Source organism: Novosphingobium sp., assembly GCF_039595395.1.
In the GTDB taxonomy this organism is placed as follows: domain Bacteria; phylum Pseudomonadota; class Alphaproteobacteria; order Sphingomonadales; family Sphingomonadaceae; genus Novosphingobium.
In genome coordinates, this window is record NZ_JBCNLP010000001.1 from 470,322 (window position 1) to 484,932 (window position 14,611).

The 14,611-nt window shown below is 65.0% G+C and carries 12 protein-coding genes and 1 tRNA gene; 4 read left to right on the top strand and 9 right to left on the bottom strand.

Annotated features, from left to right (window positions below; all coding sequences use genetic code 11):
• Nucleotides 1-189 precede the first annotated feature (189 nt).
• The 3 genes from clpS to phaC all read right to left on the bottom strand — a co-directional run bounded on the left by clpS (nt 190) and on the right by phaC (nt 4,461).
• Nucleotides 190-477 carry an ATP-dependent Clp protease adapter ClpS gene (gene clpS, locus ABDW49_RS02285; RefSeq protein WP_343614091.1) on the bottom strand — a complete coding sequence of 96 codons (288 nt, stop codon included), beginning with the start codon at nt 475-477 and terminating at the stop codon, nt 190-192.
• Between the two features lie 616 nt (nt 478-1,093).
• Complete coding sequence (locus tag ABDW49_RS02290) at nt 1,094-2,203, bottom strand: phasin family protein (protein ID WP_343609430.1); 1,110 nt, start codon at nt 2,201-2,203, stop codon at nt 1,094-1,096.
• A gap of 362 nt (nt 2,204-2,565) precedes the next feature.
• Nucleotides 2,566-4,461 (bottom strand): class I poly(R)-hydroxyalkanoic acid synthase, encoded by a 1,896-nt coding sequence (gene phaC, locus ABDW49_RS02295; RefSeq protein WP_343609431.1) that lies wholly within the window; start codon nt 4,459-4,461, stop codon nt 2,566-2,568.
• Nucleotides 4,462-4,693: 232 nt separating this feature from the next.
• On the opposite strand from phaC, the gene ABDW49_RS02300 reads away from it, so the two are divergent.
• Entirely contained in the window at nt 4,694-5,902 is a 1,209-nt protein-coding gene (locus ABDW49_RS02300) for an LL-diaminopimelate aminotransferase (protein ID WP_343609432.1), read from the top strand.
• Nucleotides 5,903-5,961: 59 nt separating this feature from the next.
• Here ABDW49_RS02300 and ABDW49_RS02305 read toward each other — a convergent pair whose 3' ends face one another.
• Together ABDW49_RS02305 and ABDW49_RS02310 are read right to left on the bottom strand one after the other, a co-directional pair.
• Complete coding sequence (locus tag ABDW49_RS02305) at nt 5,962-6,363, bottom strand: ketosteroid isomerase-related protein (RefSeq protein ID WP_343609433.1); 402 nt, start codon at nt 6,361-6,363, stop codon at nt 5,962-5,964.
• Between the two features lie 36 nt (nt 6,364-6,399).
• Nucleotides 6,400-7,512, bottom strand: coding sequence for an S-(hydroxymethyl)glutathione dehydrogenase/class III alcohol dehydrogenase (locus ABDW49_RS02310; protein ID WP_343609434.1), 1,113 nt, complete (start codon nt 7,510-7,512; stop codon nt 6,400-6,402).
• Between the two features lie 192 nt (nt 7,513-7,704).
• On the opposite strand from ABDW49_RS02310, the gene ABDW49_RS02315 reads away from it, so the two are divergent.
• Nucleotides 7,705-7,778 (top strand) — tRNA-Cys (locus ABDW49_RS02315).
• Nucleotides 7,779-7,812: 34 nt separating this feature from the next.
• Here ABDW49_RS02315 and ABDW49_RS02320 read toward each other — a convergent pair.
• The 3 genes from ABDW49_RS02320 to ABDW49_RS02330 form a co-directional block, all read right to left on the bottom strand.
• A complete protein-coding gene (locus ABDW49_RS02320; protein WP_343609435.1) occupies nt 7,813-8,841 on the bottom strand; it encodes a LacI family DNA-binding transcriptional regulator in 1,029 nt (342 codons plus the stop codon).
• Between the two features lie 90 nt (nt 8,842-8,931).
• Complete coding sequence (mgrA, locus tag ABDW49_RS02325) at nt 8,932-9,966, bottom strand: L-glyceraldehyde 3-phosphate reductase (RefSeq protein ID WP_343609436.1); 1,035 nt, start codon at nt 9,964-9,966, stop codon at nt 8,932-8,934.
• A gap of 4 nt (nt 9,967-9,970) precedes the next feature.
• A complete protein-coding gene (locus tag ABDW49_RS02330) occupies nt 9,971-10,390 on the bottom strand; it encodes a heme-binding protein (protein ID WP_343609437.1) in 420 nt (139 codons plus the stop codon).
• Between the two features lie 197 nt (nt 10,391-10,587).
• Here ABDW49_RS02330 and ABDW49_RS02335 point away from each other — a divergent pair, with 197 nt between their 5' ends.
• Nucleotides 10,588-13,062 (top strand): glycoside hydrolase family 3 N-terminal domain-containing protein, encoded by a 2,475-nt coding sequence (locus ABDW49_RS02335; RefSeq protein ID WP_343609439.1) that lies wholly within the window; start codon nt 10,588-10,590, stop codon nt 13,060-13,062.
• A 52-nt stretch (nt 13,063-13,114) separates the two neighbouring features.
• On the opposite strand, the gene ABDW49_RS02340 is transcribed toward ABDW49_RS02335, so the two are convergent.
• Complete coding sequence (locus tag ABDW49_RS02340) at nt 13,115-13,702, bottom strand: TetR/AcrR family transcriptional regulator (RefSeq protein ID WP_343609440.1); 588 nt, start codon at nt 13,700-13,702, stop codon at nt 13,115-13,117.
• A gap of 50 nt (nt 13,703-13,752) precedes the next feature.
• Between ABDW49_RS02340 and ABDW49_RS02345 the strand changes: the two genes are divergently transcribed.
• Nucleotides 13,753-14,598: an oxidoreductase gene (locus tag ABDW49_RS02345; RefSeq protein WP_343609441.1), complete on the top strand. Its 846-nt coding sequence runs from the start codon at nt 13,753-13,755 to the stop codon at nt 14,596-14,598.
• Nucleotides 14,599-14,611 lie beyond the last annotated feature (13 nt).

A 14,611-nucleotide genomic window follows, 5' to 3' on the forward strand; every position in this document is an offset into this window, starting at 1 on the left:
AGTGCGCCAGTCATAGATGGGGGCCAGTCATGGAACTTGGGCCCGGAGCCGGGCGGCTGTGGAGACGGTCAGACGGGCTTGTGCAGTAAGAGAGCGCGTCGCCGCGCGCAAGGGGCTGCGCGCCGATCCGTGGCCCGGACAGGGGTGGCCGAAGGTGCAAGTCCGGGCGATCTCAGGCCTTTTCCCCCATTATGCCTTTTCCAGCGTGCATTGCAGGGGGTGCTGGTTCTCCCGCGCGAAATCCATCACCTGATTCACCTTGGTCTCGGCGATTTCGTAAGGGAAGATGCCGCAGACGCCGACGCCGCGCTGGTGGACATGCAGCATCACCCGCGTCGCCTGCTCCAGATCCATGGCGAAGAAGCGCTTGAGCACCATCACCACGAATTCCATCGGCGTGTAATCGTCGTTGAGCAGCAGCACCTTGAACTGGCTGGGCTTTTTGGGCTTGGCCTTGGCGCGGGTGGCCAGGCCCACCTGTCCGGGGCCGCCGGTGTCGGTGTCACGCCCGGCGCCGCGCGGCGCGGGAAGGGCCGAGGGCTGGTGAAGGGCGGAAAGAGGCGAGCCCTCAAGCGGCTGGGTGTCGCAGAACGACAGGCGCGCCGACAGGGGGCTGGGCAGAGGGGGGGAGGAGGGCATAACGTCTAGAATACCGCAAACCGGGGGGGGAGGGCAAGGTGCTGGCCGATTGGAACCGGCTCGCCAGAACGGCGGCTCAACGGGCCGGGCCGATATAGGTCGGCTCCCCGGCATCTCCAGAGGATCGCGCGAAAAAGTGAGGGCCGGTTTTTTCGCACCAGTGACGCGGCCGCCAGGCCCGGAGCACGATGGGAGCATCACGCCCGAGGCGCGCGCATAAAAAAAGCGGAGCGCAAACTGCGCCCCGCTTTTCCATGGCTGCCATCCTGCTGGCTTTGCGCCTTGCGCGATTGGCCTTGCGTTGTGTGAAGCCAATCAGCGGGTTTCAGCGCATGCCGGGTTGCCCCGGCCATCCCAAGCCACAGATCGCACCTGCCCTGGCACACCGCCCGGATCCGGTGCGTGAGAGCATCAGCAGCCCTCACGCACCGGCATCAGGAGCCGGTGACCGGGATCAGGCGGCGGCCTTCACCTTTTCGACAGCCAGGCTGACGCGGCTGGAGAGCGGCGCGGCGACATCGCCAGCCAGCTTCAGCACGGTTTCGCTCTGCTTCGAGGAGAAGGACACGGCCTTGTCGAAGTGCTTCTTGAGCAGGTCCGAGTGGATCTGCAGGAAGTCGGTGGGGGTCTTGGCGGCGGCCAGCGACTTGGCTTCGCTGGTCAGCGTCTCGAAGGCTTCGCGGCTGTCGGCGACCAGGGCGGTGCCCAGTTCCTGCAGGCCGGCGGTCAGGATCTTGCCCGATTCGACGACGGCTTCCAGGTTGCCCTTGGCGAACTCGTTGTAGTCACCGAAAGCGGCGGTGCTCTTTTCGTAAGCAGCCTTGGCCTTCTCCTGGAAGTCGGAGAAAGCGGTCTTGAACACTTCGTTGAAGTCGAAATTGGGCAGGGTCGTCATGAGAGGCTCCTTGGGCTTGGATGCGGGCTGAGGTTGGGCGGGGGAAGGGGTTTTGGCGGCAGGCGCGGCGGCCGGGGTTGCCTGAGCGGGCGCAGGCTTTGCCGGCGCGGGCTTGGCTTCGGCCTTGGGCGGCGTTGCAGGCGCAGCAGCCTTGGCGGGCGCAGGGGCCTTAACCGGAGCCGCCGCCTTAACAGGGGCAGCTGCTGCGGGCGCCTTGGGCGCGACGGGGGCCTTGACTGCTTCCTTGGCGACCACCGGCTTCGCGGCTTCGACCTTGGTGCTTTGGGGGGCGCTTTCGGTCTTGGCGATCGCGGGGGCCGGAGCAGCCTTGGGGGGCGTCGCGGTGCTGGTCACGGGCTTGTCAGCGGCGGCAGCGGGTGTCGGCTTGGGGGCTTCCACCTTGGCAGCGGGCTGCGGGGCGCTCGCCGCAGGCGCGGCGGGCGGCGGGACCAGCAGTGTGTCCGGCTTCACGGTGTCAGGCTTTACCGGGGCCTTGGCGGCCTCAGGCTGGGGCGTGACCTTCGCCTCGACAGGCTTGGGATCAGCAGGCTTGGATTCGACGATCTTGGGGTCTGCCGCTTTGGCAGGAATAGCCTTGGGCGCGGCGGGGGTGATACCCGGCTTGCGCGGACCCTTGGCCCTGGATGTAGAGCTTGCCTTGATAGCCATGGCGAACCTTCCCGGAAACAATCCACGAATGCAGCTTCGGCGTCTTGTGTACTCTGACGCCTTTCTAATCGGCGCTGTGATCAATCGACGATGACGGGTGCAGAGTCAAGCTGAATTTTGTGCAGTGCAGCAAGGGATGGGCGCGCGCCATCCGCCACTCAAAAACATGACGGGTCTATAACGCGGATTTTCGAGGAAAGTTCCCGCTTATGAGGATTTCTGGCTGACAGCGATGTCGGTTTTGCTGCAGCGCCGGGCGGGATGCGCCCGGCCCATTGTGTGACAAAGTGTGACAGAAATTTTGCAGATGCGAAAACTACCTATGCTGCAGATTCGCACCTGCGGTTTCATGCCTCAGAGCCTCAATGCTCCTTCACATAGCGACCCGGCGCATCCTCGATCACCGTGTCGCCGCGCCCGCCCGGCGCGCGCTTGCCCTTGGCGGGCACGGTGTCGGCGTCGAGCTGCGCCAGCCAGGCGCGCCAGTGCGGCCACCAACTGCCCTGAGTCTCCTTTGCCCCGGCGATAAAATCATCGAGCGTGTGCGCGGGGCCCTCATGGGTCCAGTACTGGTATTTCTTGGCGGCGGGCGGATTGACCACCCCGGCAATATGCCCCGATCCGGCCAGCACGAACTGCTTGTCGGCATGCGGCAGGAAAGAATTCATCCGCCACACGCTCTCGGGCGGAGCGATATGGTCCTCGCGGCCCGCCTGAATGTAGCAGGGGGTGGTGATGTCGCCCAGATCGATCGGCGTGCCCAGCGCCTCAAGCGAATCGGGCTGCACCAGCCGGTTGTCGCGATAGAGGTCGCAGAGATAGGCGTGATGCCATTTGGCGGGCAGATTGGTGGTGTCGCCGTTCCAATAGAGCAGGTCGAAGGGGCGGTAATCGTTCCCCATCAGATAGTTGTTGACGACGTAGCTCCAGATCAGATCGTTGGGGCGCAGCAGGTTGAAGGTGGCCGCAAGATAGCGCCCGTCGATAAACCCTTCCTTGCCCAGCGACGCGATGGTGGCGATCTGCTGGTCGTCGATGAAGTTCTTCAGGTCGCCCGCCTTCTCGAAATCGACCTGCGCCGTGAAGAAGGTGGCGCTCGCCACCCGGTCCGCCATGCCGCGCCGGGCCAGAATCGCCAGCGTGGCCGCCAGCGTGGTGCCCGCCACGCAATAGCCGATGGTGTGGACGCTGGGCACCTTCAGCCGCTCGCGGATCACCTCGATCGCCTCGAGCTGGCAGGCGATGTAATGGTCCCAGGTCACCTCGGCCATGGAGGCGTCGGCCGATTTCCAGCTCACCATAAAGGTGGTGATCCCCTGATCCACCGCCCATTTGACGAAGCTCTTCTGCGGGGACAGGTCCAGAATGTAGAAGCGGTTGATCCATGGCGGGAAGATCACCAGCGGGATCTGCCCCACCTTCTCGGTGCTGGGGCTGTACTGGATCAACTGGAACATCGGATGTTCGAAGACCACCTTGCCCGGCGTGGCGGCGATGGTCTCGCCCACGGTGAAGGCCTGATTGTCGGTATGCGTCAGCTGCCCGCGCCGCAGGTCGTCGAGCAGATGCGAGAAGCCCTTGATCAGGCTCTCGCCCTTGGTTTCCAGCGCGCGCTGCATGACGATGGGGTTGGTCAGCGGGAAATGGTCGGGGCTCAGCGCATCGAGCAGGGCGCGGGTGGCAAAGCGCAACTGCTCCTTCTTGACCGGATCGACGCCCTCGACCGTATCGGCCATGGCGGTGATCTCCTCGGCCACCATCAGATAGGCCTGATGGATCAGCGCGAAGAAGGGATTGTCGCGCCAGCGCGGATCGGCAAAGCGCTTGTCCTGCCGGGGCAGATCGACCGGCTGGTCCTTGGTGCCAAGGCCATACTGGCTGACCATCTTGCCCCACAGGTTCAGGCTGTCGGTCCACAGCTTCTGCTGCACGGCGGGGCGGGCCAGCGGCGAGAGGTTGAACCAGCCCTCCATCAGCCCCATCCAGCTCGCCGGATCGGACATGGTGGGGATGGCGGGTTTTTCAGCCGTCAGCTTGCGGGCCTGCTCATTCTGGAAATCGAGCCACATGGTCTGCAGCTTGCCCATGATCTCGGCCCAATGGCTGGCCTCCTGCGGGGTGGAAAAGGGCAGCGACAGGCCGGGCATCACCGAATCGAGCCATTGCTGCCCGGCCTGGGTGGGCAGCTTGACCATCGTGTCGATCATTTGGGAGAAGATATCGCCGGACGTCGTATCAGTCGGGGCTTTGGTCACCATTGGGGATGCTTCCTCACAGGATTGCCGCAGGACTTGGTGGTGATGCTAGCGGCGTTGCCGGGGGATGGAAGTGCTTCCTGCACTTCGGCAATTTTTTTGCCTCGCTATCTCGCCTTCGCAGCGATTCTGGCGCATGGGGTCAGTCATCGTTCCGCAATCTTGCGGAGCGCATTGGGGCGCCGGTGAGGCGCCGCCCCACAATTTTCATCCCAGCGCCTCCAGGAAAGGTCCGATGTCCGAAGAATTTTACCGCATGAAGCGACTGCCGCCCTATGTCATCGCCGAAGTCAACGGCATGCGGGCCGCAGCACGCGCAGCCGGTAAGGACATCATCGACCTGGGCATGGGCAACCCCGATCTGCCCCCGCCCGCCCATGTGATCGACAAGCTGTGCGAAGTGGCCCAGAAGCCCTCGGCCCACGGCTATTCGGCCTCCAAGGGCATTCCCGGCGTACGCAAGGCTCAGGCCAATTACTATGGCCGCCGCTTCGGCGTCGAACTCGATCCCGAGACCGAGGTCGTGATGACCATGGGTTCGAAGGAAGGTCTGGCCAGCATGGCCACGGCGATCACCTCGCCGGGCGATGTGGTGCTGGCGCCCAATCCTTCCTATCCGATCCACACCTTCGGCTTCATCATCGCGGGCGCCACGATCCGCAGCGTGCCGACCACGCCGGATGAGCGCTATTGGGAATCGCTGGACCGCGCCATGGCCTTCACCGTGCCGCGCCCCTCGATCCTGATCGTCAACTATCCGAGCAACCCCACGGCGGAAACCGTCGATCTGGCCTTCTATGAGCGGCTGGTGGCCTGGGCCAAGGAGAACAAGGTCTGGATCCTGTCCGACCTGGCCTATTCGGAGCTGTATTACGACGGCAAGCCGACGGTCAGCATCCTGCAGGTGCCGGGCGCGAAGGATGTGGCGGTGGAGTTCACCTCCATGTCCAAGACCTTCTCCATGGCCGGCTGGCGTGTGGGCTTCGCGGTGGGCAACCAGCGGCTGATCGCGGCGCTGACCCGCGTGAAGTCCTATCTCGATTACGGCGCCTTCACCCCGATCCAGGCGGCGACCTGCGCGGCGCTCAACGGCCCGCAGGACATCGTCGAGGCCAACCGCCTGCTGTATCAAAAGCGCCGTGACGTGATGGTCGATGCCTTTGGCCGTGCGGGCTGGGATATTCCTTCGCCGCGTGCGTCGATGTTCGCATGGGCCCCGCTGCCGCCTGCGCTGGCACATATGGGTTCGCTGGAGTTCTCCAAGCAGTTGTTGACTCATGCCGATGTCGCCGTGGCGCCGGGCGTGGGTTACGGCGAGGATGGCGAGGGCTTCGTGCGCATCGCCATGGTCGAGAATGAGCAGCGCCTCCGTCAGGCCGCGCGCAACATCAAGCGCTATCTGCAGAGCATGGGCGTCAACACGCCGAGCACAAAGACCGCCTGATCAAGGTTTGACACGATAAAAGGGGCGGGTGAGCATCAGCTTGCCCGCCCTTTTTCGTGTCACCGGCCGAGGACCTGCCGGTTCCATTCCGCCAGATTGTAATAGACGCTGATGCGGCTGATCAGCCCGTTGCGCATGGTGAAGAAGGCCCCCGCCGGCAGGATGTAGCGCTGCCCCGTGGCGGGCGGCAGGCCATCGTCGGTCACCAGATATTTGCCGTGGACCGTGAACTCCGCCGCGGCGCGGCTGCCATCTTGATTGGTCATGATGGTTAGATCGGCCAGCTGCTCGGCATAGCAGCGGTCCATATGGGCGAGGAAGGTCTCGAAGGGGTGCTTGCCCAGTTGGCGCTCGCACTGGTTGATGTCATGCGCCACATCCTCCGTCAGGCAGGCCAGCATGGCTGACCTGTCTCTGGCGTTGAAGGCGGCGTAGTAACGCTCGATCAGGGCGATGGTCATGGCCTCGTTCGAGGCGCTGGGCAGGCTGTTCATGCCTTAGAAGACGACGACGGAGCGGATGCTTTTACCCTCATGCATCAGGGTGAAGGCGTCGTTGATCTCTTCCAGCCCCATGACATGGGTGATCATGGGGTCGATCTCGATCTTGCCGGTCATGTACATGTCGACGATCTTGGGCACATCGGTGCGGCCCTTGGCCCCGCCGAAGGCCGTGCCGCGCCAGTTGCGGCCCGTCACCATCTGGAAGGGGCGGGTCTCGATGGTCTTGCCAGCCTCGGCCACGCCGATGATGATGCTGGTGCCCCAGCCGCGATGGCAGGCCTCAAGAGCGGTGCGCATCACCTCGGTGTTGCCGGTGGCGTCGAAGGTGTAATCGGCGCCGCCATCGGTCATCAGCACGATTTTCGCGACGATATCCTCGCGGCTCATGCCTTTCGTGTTGAGGAAGTCGGTCATGCCGAAGCGGCGGCCCCACTCTTCACGGTCGGGGTTGATGTCGACGCCGATGATCTTGTTCGCCCCGGCCAGACGCGCGCCCTGAATGACATTCAGGCCGATGCCGCCCAGACCGAAGATCACCACATTGTCGCCCACCTGCACCTTGGCGGTGTTGACCACCGCACCAACGCCCGTGGTCACGCCGCAGCCGATGTAGCAGGAGGACTGGAAGGGCGCGTCCTCGCGGATCTTGGCGACGGCGATCTCGGGCAGGACGGTGAAATTGCTGAAGGTCGAGCAGCCCATATAATGGAAGATCGGCTGGCCCTTGTAGCTGAAACGCGTGGTGCCATCGGGCATCAGCCCCTTGCCCTGCGTGGCGCGGATCGCGGTGCACAGGTTGGTCTTGCCCGAGAGGCAGCTTTTGCACTGACGGCATTCGGGGGTGTAGAGCGGGATCACATGATCGCCGGGCTTCACATAGGTCGCGCCGGGGCCGACCTCGCGCACGATGCCTGCGCCTTCGTGGCCCAGGATCGAGGGGAAGATGCCCTCGCTGTCGAGGCCGTCCAGCGTATAGGCATCGGTGTGGCAGATGCCCGTGGCCATGATCTCGACCAGCACTTCACCGGCCTTGGGGCCTTCCAGATCGACTTCCACGATCTCCAGCGGAGTCTTGGGCGCAAAAGCGACGGCGGCGCGGGTCTTCATGGGGGTATCTCCAGCGGGGATCGGATCGGCTTGCGGCAAGCCCTTGGGGAAAGGGTGATAAGGCGCATGGGCCAGCCTGTCACCCCGGCACCTTCGCCTGATGGCGGGGTAGGAAAATTGTCGCATGAATAGGCTTGCATTGTAGAAGGCCCCCCCGCTAGGAGCCCCGAACCACGCTATTCCACGCGATCTGGCCCGATGGCGGAGTGGTTACGCACCGGACTGCAAATCCGTTTACGCCGGTTCGATTCCGGCTCGGGCCTCCATCCTCCTCATCCCATCGCTGGCAAATCCTGCTCCTCAGCTCTGCCGGGGCCGCGCGGTGCTTTTGCGGATGATCAGGCGGTGAGGCAGAATCTGGGTCAGATGCTCACCATCCTCGGGATGATCGAGCGCATGCAGCAGTTGCTTTGCCGTGCGCTCCCCCACCTCGCGCGTGGGTTGCGCCACGGTGGAGAGCGGTGGATTGGCGGTGGCGGCATAGACCGTATCGTCAAAGCCCATGACGGAGAGGTCCTCCGGCACGGCAATGCCCAGTTGCGCCGCGACGCTCATCACCCCCAGCGCGATATCGTCATTGGCGCAGAACAGGGCGCTGGGCCGTTCGGCGCGCGTCAGCAGGCGGTGCGCGGCGGCCATGCCGCCCTGAATGCTCAGATCGCCATGCAGGATGCGCGCGCAAGGGTCGGCGCAGCCCGCCTGCGCCATGGCATCGGCAAAGCCGCGCTCGCGATCGGCGGTGATCAGCGAGCCCTTCTCGCCGGACACAAAACCGATCTCGCGATGGCCGATGTCGATCAGATAGGTGGTGGCGTCATAGGCGGCGCGATGGTTGTCGATATGCACGCTGGGCAGATCGGCGAGGTCGGCGCTCACCGGCTCCAGCCCGATCACCACCGGCAGGCGCGGCTGATGATCGATGCCGCCGATCAGCCGTCGGTCGAAGGTGGGCGAGGCGCAGAGCAGGATCACCCCCACCACCTGTTTGGCCACCAGCAGGTCGATGAATTTGGCATGGCCCTGCGCCTCGGCGCGGGACTCCATCAGAATCACCGAAAAGCGGCTGCCCAGCACGCTGCGGATGCCGTCGAGAATGTCTGAAAAGATGCTGGCCCCCACATTGTGGACCACCACCAGCACGATGTCGCTCTGCCCGCGCCGGAAGTTCTGGGCCAGCACATTGGGGCGATAGCCGATCTCCTCGATCACCTTGCGCACGCGGGCCAGCGTTTTCTTGTCCACATTCTCCGGCTGGTTCAGGCAGCGGGAGACCGTGCTGTTCGAAACGCCGGCAAGCCGGGCGACCTGGACGATCGTGGGTTTGGCCAAATCAAGGGTCCTCAGTTGTGGGCCGCCTCATGTGCCGAACGCAAGGCAATGGCAAGCCGGAGGGATCGCGCGATCCCTCCGGCCCATGGCTCAGAGCGTGGAGGAAATCTTCCAGAGGTCGATGTTGCCCTCCTGCGCGTGGGCGTCGATCGCCGCCAGTTCCTCGGCGCTGAATTCCAGCCTGTCGAGCGAGCGCAGCGTGTCGGACAGCTGCTCGACCGTGCGGGCGCCCACCAGCGCGGAGGTGACGCGCGGATCGCGCAGCACCCAGGCGATGGCCATCTGCGCCAGGGTCTGGCCGCGCCCCTTGGCGATCTCGTTCAGCGCCTTGATCCGCTCGATGTTGTCGGGCGTGATCAGCGACTGGCTGAGCGAGCCACTCTTGGCGGCGCGGGCATCCTGGGGCACGCCGTTCAGATATTTGGTCGACAGCATCCCCTGCGCCAACGGCGAGAAGGCGATGCAGCCGGTGCCCAGATCGCCCAGCGTGTCGAGCAATTCGTCCTCGATCCAGCGGTTGAGCATCGAATAGCTGGGCTGATGGATCAGCAGGGGCACCTTGTGCTCGGCCAGAATGGCGGCGGCCTTGCGCGTCAATTCGGGCGAATAGCTGGAAATGCCCACGTAAAGCGCCTTGCCCTGCTGATGCAGCGTGGCCAGCGCGCCCATGGTCTCTTCCAGCGGCGTGTCGGCATCGACGCGGTGCGAATAGAAGATGTCGACATAGTCGAGGCCCATGCGCTTCAGGCTCTGGTCGCAGGAGGCGATGAGATATTTGCGCGAGCCGCCGATGTCGCCATAGGGCCCCGGCCACATATCCCAGCCCGCCTTGGTGGAGATCACCAGCTCGTCGCGATGCGCGGCGAAGTCGGTGGCCATCACCCGGCCGAAGTTTTCCTCGGCGGAACCGTAGGGCGGGCCGTAATTGTTGGCGAGGTCGAAATGGGTGATGCCGTTGTCGAAGGCATGGCGCAGCATGGCGCGGCCATTTTCGAACACATCGTCGCCGCCGAAATTCTGCCACAGACCCAGCGAGATCGCGGGCAGCTTCAGGCCAGAGCGGCCACAGCGGCGGTAAGGCATGGACTCATAACGGGTGGCGGCAGCGGTATAAGGGGGTTTCATAGGGTCAATCCAGTCGGTTCAGAATGGCGGAAACGCCGATATCGGCAATGGCAAGATCGTCCTCGCCCGACAGGCCGCTGACCGCGACCGCGCCGAGGCAGGCACCGTTATGAAGCACCGGCACGCCGCCGTCCCAGCCGACATAGCGCGCGTCGCCGTGGTAGTGAACGTCATCGCCGCTCGCCTTGGTGTCACGCCCGACATCGCCGGTGGGGCGGCCCAGGCGCGCGGCGGTATAGGCCTTGTTCTGGGCGATGGCGATCGGCGCCAGCCCGCAGCCATCGGTGCGCCAGAGCGCGATCAGCTCGCCATGATTGTCGGCCACCGCGACGACGGCATCATCGCCGCGACGCTGCAACTCCTGCAGGCAGGCGTCGAGGGCGATGCGCGCCTCGGCCTCTCCCAGTGATCTCGACAGTTTCACGCGGCATCCTCCTGTGTGGTAACGTTGCCATGACTAGCGGTGATTGATGGTTCAGGCAATCACCGGAGATTGCCGATGACCTGGATCAAATACGTATGGCAACGTTGCCATTCGTTCTGGCTTGGGGCCGGGGCCCATGTTAGGCGGCGGAAAGAACGGGCCAGACAGGCCCTGCCCATCCGGAGAGTGAGTTGAACATGGCCAGCAGCCCCGCCCGCATTGCGTCCCGTCTTGCTCTGGTGCTGGCCCTTTGCGCTGGCACGGCTCACGCACAGGTCCCGGCGCCCCGGCCTGCCGCCATGGCGGTCCATCCCGATCTGTGGCCTCAGGCGCGTTCGCCCATCGGTCTCGATCCGGCGCTGGAGGCGAAGATCGGCACCATCATCGCCAGCATGACGCTGGAGGAGAAGGTGGGGCAGGTGCTCCAGCCCGAAATCCGCTGGATCACGCCCGACGAGGTGCGCGACTATCATATCGGCAGCATCGAGAATGGCGGCGGCTCCTTCCCTCAGGGCAACAAGCATGCCGCGCTGAAGGACTGGACGGATATGATCCAGTCCTACTGGCAGGCCTCGGTCGACCGCCAAGCCAACCACGCCGCGCGCATTCCGCTGATGTGGGCTTCGGACGCGGTGCATGGCCATAACAATGTGCTGGGCGCGACGCTGTTCCCGCATAACATCGGCCTTGGCGCCGCGCATGATCCCGATCTGCTCCGCCGCATCGGCGCGGTGACGGCGGCGGAGGTGCGCTCCACCGGCATGGACTGGGCCTTTGCCCCCACCATCGCCGTGGCCCGCAACGACCGCTGGGGCCGCACCTATGAAAGCTATTCGGAAGACCCGAAGATCGTTTCCCAATATGCCGGGGCCATTGTCGAGGGTCTGGAAGGCAAGGGCGCGACCTTCCTCGACAAGGACCATGTGCTGGCCACCGCCAAGCATTTCCTGGGCGACGGATCGACCGACAATGGCCGCGATCAGGGCAATTCGCTGGTCTCCGAACAGGAGCTGAGCAAGGTCGATGCCGCCGGCTATGTTTCGGCCATCGACGCGGGCGCGCAGACGGTGATGGCCTCCTACAGCAGTTGGCACGGGGTCAAGATGCATGAGAACAGGGCGCTGCTGACCGATGTGCTGAAAATGCGCATGGGCTTTGACGGGCTGATCATCGGCGACTGGAACGCCCATTCGCAGATTCCGGGCTGCACGCTGTCGGATTGCTCGATTGCTTTCAACGCGGGCGTCGATGTGTTCAATGTGCCGACCGACTGGAAGGCGCTCTATGGCAATATGATCCGCGAGGTGCAGTCGGGCGAGATCCCCATGACCCGGCTGGAGGATGCCGTGCGCCGCGTGCTGCGCGTCAAATTCCGCGCCGGCATCATGGATGAGGCGGGCCCGGCGCAGCGCCCCAACACGCTGAAACCCATCGGCACGCCCGACCACCGCGCCGTCGCGCGCGAGGCGGTGCGCGAATCGCTGGTGCTGCTGAAAAACAACCGTGCCCTGCTGCCGATCCGCCCCGGCGCGCATATCCTTGTCGCGGGTGAGGGCGCCGACAACATCGCCATGCAGGCGGGCGGCTGGACGCTGTCGTGGCAGGGCAATGACAATGGCCCCGCGGAATTCCCCGGCGCCACCTCGCTTTACACCGGTATCCGTCAGGCCGTGGAAGCGGCAGGCGGCAGCGCGACGCTTTCCCCGGATGGGTCTTTCACCACCAAGCCCGATGTCGCCATCGTGGTCTTCGGCGAGACGCCCTATGCCGAATATATGGGCGACCAGACCGATGTTGCCCTGCATCACGGCAACAACGAAAGCCTTGCGCTGCTCAAGAGCCTGAAGGCGCGCGGGGTGCCCACCGTGGCGGTGCTGCTGAGCGGCAGGCCGCTCTATGTGAACCCGCAGATCAATCAGGCCGATGCCTTTGTCGCCGCCTTCCTGCCGGGCTCGGAGGGCGATGGCCTTGCCGATGTGCTGATCGCCGGGAAGGACGGCAAGCCGCGCCATGATTTCCGGGGGCGCCTCAGCTTCTCATGGCCCAAGCGCCCGGACCAGACGCCGCTCAATGTTGGCCAGCCCAACTATGATCCGCAATTCGCCTATGGCTTTGGCCTGAGCTATGCCGCGCCGGTTCAGACGCCGCGACTGCCAGAGGTGGTCTCCACGGTGAATTACGGCGATCGCGGCGTCTATTTCACCAAGGGCACCTTCTGGAACGGCTATGGTCTGAGGCTGGAGGGCGCATCCTCTGTCGCCTACACCGGAAAGCCGGTGAGCGCGGGCGCCATCACCGCCGGGCCCAGCCCGCGCGATCCGCAGGCCGTCCATCTGACGTGGAGCGGCAAGGGCGGCATCAGCATCGCGGCGGCCAGCCCTTCCGATCTCTCGCGGGAGGCCAATGGCTCGATGATGGTCAGCCTGACGCTGGATGTGGCGCAGGCGCCCTCCGCCCCGGTGCAACTGGTGGTGGGCGGGATTTCCCTGCCGATCGGCCCGATGCTTCACCCCGGCGCCAACCATTTCGAGATCCCGCTGCCCTGCTTCAAGGGCGCGGATTTCAATAGCGTCAGCCCGCTGCTGACCCTGCGCACCGATGGCAATCTGGACATCGACCTGAAGGATGCCCGTCTGGTCGAAAACAAGGCTGCGGTGGCCTGCCCCGCGTGATGCCATAGCAAGTGGCGGCTCTCTCGGGGGCCGCCACGGCTTGTTCTCCCGATTACACGGTGCCGCCGCGCAGCAGCGCGGCGGCCACCGCGCAGGCCTGAGTCGCCAGCTCTGCTTCGGGCAATTCCCCCGCAGTCCAGAACGACAGCACACCGCGAAAGCCGAAAGCGAGCTGGCGGGCCAGGGCGGCAAGCGCCTGATCCTGCCCCGCCACCGTCAGCCCGTCGCCATCCCCCAGCGCCAATGCCCAGAGCGCCGCCGAATGCGCCAGAGGGCCGGGCACTGTCGCAGGGGTGCCCAGCCAGCCCATCACCACGCGGTTGACCGCGCTTTCCTCCCGCATCACCTCCGCCGCGATGGCGGTGGCGGCCAGCACGCGGTCACGCGCGTCTCCGGCGGGGGAGGCGGCGCGGTAGCGTGCCTCCATCTCGTCGATCCGCCGCGCGGAAAGCGCCTGCATGATCGCCGCCTTGCTGCCGAAATGGTTGAAAGGCGTGGCAAAGCTGACCTGCGCCTGCGCGGCAAGGTCGCGCATGGAAAAGTCCGCCTTGCCCTGCCGCAGCAGCGTTTCGGCGGCATCGAGCACGCGCTGGCGGACAGGCTCGCCGCGTGTTGCAGGTTTGGTCTTGTCCAGGCTCATGGCAATAACTATATCATGATATAATTGATGTGTCCTTCAGGAGTTAGATCATGTCCACACCCCATTCCAAGACCTTCCTGATCACCGGCGTCAGTTCGGGACTGGGCCGGGCCTTCGCTCAGGCCGCGCTGGAGGCCGGGCACCGCGTGATCGGCACCGTGCGCCGCTTGGAAGATGCCGAGGCCTTCGCCGCGCTCCACCCCGCCAACGCCCATCCGCTGGTCCTCGATGTGACAGACTTCGCCGCCATTCCCCACGCCGTCGCGCAGGCCGAGCAGCAGGTCGGCGCCATCGATGTGCTGGTGAACAATGCCGGTTACGGCCATGAGGGCGTGCTGGAAGAATCCTCGCTCGACGATCTGCAGCGCCAGTTCGCCGCCAATGTCTATGGCCCGGTGGCGATGATTCAGGCCGTGCTGCCGGGCATGCGGGCGCGCCGCGCGGGGCATATCGTCAATGTCACCTCGATGGGCGGTTTTATCACCATGCCGGGTATCGCCTTCTATTGCGGCAGCAAGTTCGCGCTGGAGGGCATTTCGGAATCGCTGGGCAAGGAACTGGCCGGGCTGGGCATCCATGTCACCGCGCTGGCGCCGGGCCAGTTCCGCACCGATTGGGCGGGGCGCTCGATGGATCGCACCCCGCGCAGCATCGCCGATTATGACGCGGTGATGGACCCCATCCGCACCGCCCGGCAGGGCAAGAGCGGCCATCAGCCCGGCGACCCGGCCAAGGCGGCGCAGGCGCTGCTGGCTCTGGTGAGCGCCGACAAGCCGCCGGTGCGCCTGTTCCTTGGCGAGGATGCGCTGACGCTGGTCGATGCCAAGCTGGACGCCATGCGCGCGGAGATCGACCAGTGGCAGGCGCTGTCGCGCTCCACCGCCTTTGCCGGTTGAGCGCCTTCACCCG